Source organism: Kitasatospora sp. NPDC094016 (assembly GCF_040304045.1).
Lineage (GTDB): Bacteria > Actinomycetota > Actinomycetes > Streptomycetales > Streptomycetaceae > Kitasatospora.
The window spans coordinates 1-2447 of sequence record NZ_JBEOUK010000102.1 but is presented as its reverse complement, the minus strand read 5'-3'; the positions used below and the strand labels follow the sequence as shown (position 1 = coordinate 2447).

At 70.3% G+C, this 2447-nt stretch carries 2 protein-coding genes and 1 pseudogene; all 3 read left to right on the top strand.

The annotated features are described in order from the left end of the window. The first annotated feature begins 204 nt into the window (after positions 1 to 204). Positions 205 to 1164 (top strand): pirin family protein, encoded by a 960-nt coding sequence (locus ABT015_RS37860; protein WP_350887886.1) that lies wholly within the window; start codon positions 205 to 207, stop codon positions 1162 to 1164. Between the two features lie 177 nt (positions 1165 to 1341). Next, positions 1342 to 1539, top strand: a complete 198-nt coding sequence (locus tag ABT015_RS37855) for a hypothetical protein (protein ID WP_350887883.1) — start codon at positions 1342 to 1344, stop codon at positions 1537 to 1539. A 419-nt stretch (positions 1540 to 1958) separates the two neighbouring features. Then, a pseudogene (locus tag ABT015_RS38105) lies at positions 1959 to 2371 on the top strand (helix-turn-helix domain-containing protein); the annotation flags it as partial. Positions 2372 to 2447: the final 76 nt, after the last annotated feature.

The following is a 2447-nucleotide window of genomic DNA, read 5'->3' as shown; positions in this document are numbered from 1 at the left end:
CAGCTACCTCGCAGGCCTCCACCTCCGTGGCGCGATGATCTGGATCAAGGACCTCACCCGGACCCGTTGATCACGACCGAATACGCGCCCTAGGGGGGCTGGGGCCCCGGCCCGGCGAGGGGTGGAGGATCCAGCGGTCGTCAGGGATGATCGTTGGCGAACGCCCCTCGCCCGGCCCCTCTCCGCACGGTGGTGGAACCGCACATGAGCAACCTCGACCGCAAGCCCTCCCCGACCACCTGCGGCCGCGAGGCCGACACCGGACCGGTCAAGGACCTGCTGACCGGACGCCAGGTCCAGCTCGGCGAGAGCACGATGGTCCGCCGCCTGCTCCCCAACCTGGGCCGCCGGATGGTCGGCGCCTGGTGCTTCGTCGACCACTACGGACCCGACGACATCGCCGACGAACCCGGCATGCAGGTCCCGCCCCACCCCCACATGGGCCTCCAGACGGTCAGCTGGCTCCACCAGGGCGAGGTGCTGCACCGTGACAGCCTCGGCAGCCTCCAGACCGTCCGCCCGTACGAACTGGGCCTGATGACCTCCGGCCGGGCGATCTCCCACTCCGAGGAATCCCCGCGCCCGCACGCCCGCTACCTGCACGGCGCCCAGCTCTGGGTCGCCCTCCCGGACGCCCACCGGCACACCGCCCCCACCTTCGAGCACCACGCCGACCTGCCCGTCGTCACCGCCCCCGGCCTGCACGGCACCGTCATCCTCGGCACCCTCGACACCGCCACCTCGCCCGGCACCGCCTACACCCCCCTCGTCGGCGCCGACCTCGCCCTCACCGAGGGCGCCGACCTCAAGCTCCCGCTCGTCCCCGACTTCGAGTACGCCGTCCTCTCCATGTCCGGCAGCGTCGACGTCGACGGCGTCCGCGTCGAACCCGGCTCCATGCTCTACCTCGGCTGCGGCCGCCCCGAACTCCCCCTCCACGCCCGCACCGACGCCGCCGTCCTCCTCCTCGGCGGCGAGCCCTTCGACGAGAAGATCCTCATGTGGTGGAACTTCATCGGCCGATCCGGTGAGGAGATCACCCAGGCCCGCGAGGACTGGATGTCCACCGCCCGCTTCGGTGACGTCCACGGCTACGCCGGCGACCGGCTGCGGGCGCCGGAGCTCCCCGCCCTCCCGCTGAAGGCGCGGGGGCGCGTGCGCTGACCTGGTGAAATGCGCTCGGGAGGCACGCACCTGCGGCCTTCTCCAGAGGTGGATCCGGATCATGCGGTGCGCCGGGTCGAGGAGGGCGTGGGGGCGCGCTGGTTCGGTGAAAGGGCCCTGCGGGGTGTCGCGTCGAGTCGCGTGTTTGGGGCGGTGCGACAGCCTTTAACCGGATCGATGCTGGACCTGCTGCTGACTTTTCTGACCAGTCATCAACTGAATCGATGGGTCCTCCTGAGGCCACGGCACGTGGAGCTGGGCGATCTGTTCGCGCCGTGCGCTCGCACGGCGGCGCCGCGCCGCGCCGTGAGTTCGCACGGCGGCGCCGCGCCGCGCCGCGCCGTGAGTTCGCACGTCGCTGGCACCGGCGTGTAGCCACCATCGCGGAGGTGCACAACTCCGCTTCGAGACTGAGCTGTCTGCAGACCTCGGCTCGGCCGGTTCCGGCAAGATCGCCGTGGTGCAGGCGTACGTCCACGTCGCTGCCCAAGCCGGGCAGCGCGTCGTTTCGCTCGCCACCTCCGCCGCAGTCGCCGTCCTCACCCTCGGCCAGCCCGCGGAGAACCTTCGCAAGTTCGTCTGGGAGTACACGGGCGGCGAGTGCGCCGCCCAGCTCAACAGCGGCCAGAACGTGTTGAAGAGCCGGGTTCGGCGGCGCGCTGCGTCTGATCGCCGCCGAGGCCGGTGCCGCCGAACTCGCTGAACTTCACCGGTTCGGCAACAAGGCCGAAGCCTGACGCCACCCTCAAGCGCGTGGGCGACGGCAGCGGCCTGGGCTTCTACTTCACCAACAACCGGGTCCTCAGCGGCTCGCGCACCGCCATGATCGAGGCCGCCTACGACGTGAGCTGGAACGCGGGCCATTGGTCCACGGGTGGGAGGACCAGCACTGGACGCCGGCCAGGATCAAGACTCTCATCGGGCGCATGTTCCACGTGACCTACACGGTGGAGGGCACGTGGGCCCTGCTCAAGCGTCAGGGCTGGTCGTGGCAGCAGCCGGCCCGCCGGGCGCTTGAATCCGACGAGGCGGCAGTCGAGTTGTGAAGGACGGAGGTGTGGTCCACGGTAAAAGCACTGCGGCGGCTCGCGGAGCCTGGCTGGTCTTCGAGGACGAAGCCGCCCAGACGCTGAGACCGCCGCATGCCAGAACCTGGGGCCGCGTGGGCCGAACCCCCGTGGTCCACGTGGCGGTTTCTAGGGGTCGTTGCAACACGTGGTCGGTTTGATCAGGCCGCGATGAGTTTATGCAGGCGCTCGGCTGGGGTTTCCCAGCCGAGCGTT

Coding starts and splice junctions, on each gene's coding strand:
- ABT015_RS37860 (WP_350887886.1), top strand. CDS start 205: ATGAGCAACCTCGACCGCAAGCCCTCCCCGACCACCTGCGGCCGCGAG.
- ABT015_RS37855 (WP_350887883.1), top strand. CDS start 1,342: ATGCTGGACCTGCTGCTGACTTTTCTGACCAGTCATCAACTGAATCGA.